At 78.4% G+C, this 1839-nt stretch carries 1 protein-coding gene; it reads left to right on the forward strand.

All coding sequences use genetic code 11. From position 1 onward, the window contains the following. On the forward strand, positions 1 to 1839 hold a 1839-nt coding region (locus EBM89_RS20500; RefSeq protein ID WP_122151398.1), incomplete at both ends, for a glycogen debranching N-terminal domain-containing protein.

The raw sequence follows: 1839 nt of genomic DNA on the forward strand, positions 1-1839 counted from the left end.
GTCGCCCTCGCCGACGGTCGTGGCGCCCAGGGCGTCTACCACGGCGACGTGCGCGTGCTGCGGGGCGCGCACCTCACCGTCGACGGCGCCGCGCCCGCGGCGGTGGCGTCCGGCGCGGACGGCCCCGGGCGTGCCCGCGCCGTGCTGCTCGCCCGCGGCGTCGACGGCCCCGGGGCCGACCCCACCGCCCGGCTGGAGCGCGTGCGGGAGGTGACCCCCGGTGCCGTCACCGAGACGCTCGCGCTCAGCTGCTCCACCGCCGCGCCGGTGCACGCCCGGGTCGCCGTGGTGCTCACCCCCGACGGCACGCCGATGGACCGGATCAAGTCCGGAGCGCCCGCCCTGCCCGCCCCCGCCCCCGAGGTCACCCCGGACGGGATCCGCTGGGACGCCGACGCCGACGTCACGGTGCACCTGCACGCGCCCGGCGCGGACGTCGAGGTCGCCCCGGACGGCACGGTGCGGCTCGCCTGGGACGCGACCGCCACGACCGGGGCGCCGTGGACCGGCACCTGGACCCTCACGATCACCGACGCGGGCGGCGTCGTCACCGCCCCCGCACGCCCGCGCCCCGAGTGGGCCGCCCCGGACGTCGACGCCGCCGACCGCCGCCTGCCCGCCCTGCTGGACCAGGCGCTCGCGGACCTCGGCACCCTGCGGATGTCCGCCCGGTTCGCCCCCGACGACGTGTTCCTCGCCGCGGGCGCGCCCTGGTTCTTCACCCTGTTCGGCCGCGACTCCCTGTGGGCCGCGCGGATGCTGCTGCCCCTGGGCACCGACCTCGCCGCCGGCACGCTGCGGACGCTCGCCGCCCGGCAGGGCACCACCACCGACCCGGCGACCGCCGAGCAGCCCGGCAAGATCCTGCACGAGGTCCGGCGCGCCGAGCTGTCCATGCCGGGGGAGGGCACCGTCCTGCCGCCGGTCTACTACGGCACCGTCGACGCCACGCCGCTGTGGATCTGCCTCCTGCACGACGCGTGGCGCTGGGGCATGGCCCCCGCCGAGGTCGAGGCGCTGCTGCCCGCCCTGGAGCGCGCGCTCGCCTGGATGTCCGACCACGGCGACGCCGACGGCGACGGGTTCCTCGAGTACGTGGACGAGATCGGCACCGGTCTGGCGAACCAGGGGTGGAAGGACTCCGGCGACTCCGTGCAGTGGCGCACCGGCGACCTCGCCACCGGCCCCATCGCGCTCGCCGAGGTGCAGGGCTACGCCCACGAGGCGGCGCTCGGGGGCGCCGCCCTGCTCGACGCGTTCGGCCGCTCGGGCGCCGACCGGTGGCGGGCCTGGGCCGCGCGGCTCGCGGAGCGGTTCCGGGCGGCGTTCTGGACGCAGGACGCCCAGGGGCGGTACCCGGGCATCGCCCTGGACGCCGACAAGCGCGTGGTCGACACCGTCACCTCCAACATCGGGCACCTGCTCGGCACCGGCCTGCTGGACGCCGAGGAGGAGGCGCTCGTCGCCGCACGGCTCACCGGCCCGGACATGGACTCCGGGTACGGGCTGCGCACCATGTCCACCGACTCCGCCGGGTACTGGCCGCTGCGCTACCACGGGGGTGCGGTCTGGCCGCACGACACCGCGATCGTCGTGCACGGGCTGGCCCGGTCCGGCCACGCCCGCGAGGCCGGTGCCCTCGCCGAGGGGCTGCTCGCCGCCGCCGCGGACTTCGCGGACCGGCTGCCCGAGCTCTACGGCGGCGACGCGCGCGGCACCGTGCCCCGGGTGGTGCCGTACCCCGCGTCCTGCCGACCCCAGGCGTGGTCCGCGGCCGCCGCCGTGACCGTCCTCGGCGCGACCCTCGGCCTGCGGCCGGACGTGCCCGGCGGGCGCCTC

The sequence above is a fragment of the Cellulomonas triticagri genome, assembly GCF_003696205.1.
GTDB lineage: Bacteria > Actinomycetota > Actinomycetes > Actinomycetales > Cellulomonadaceae > Cellulomonas > Cellulomonas triticagri.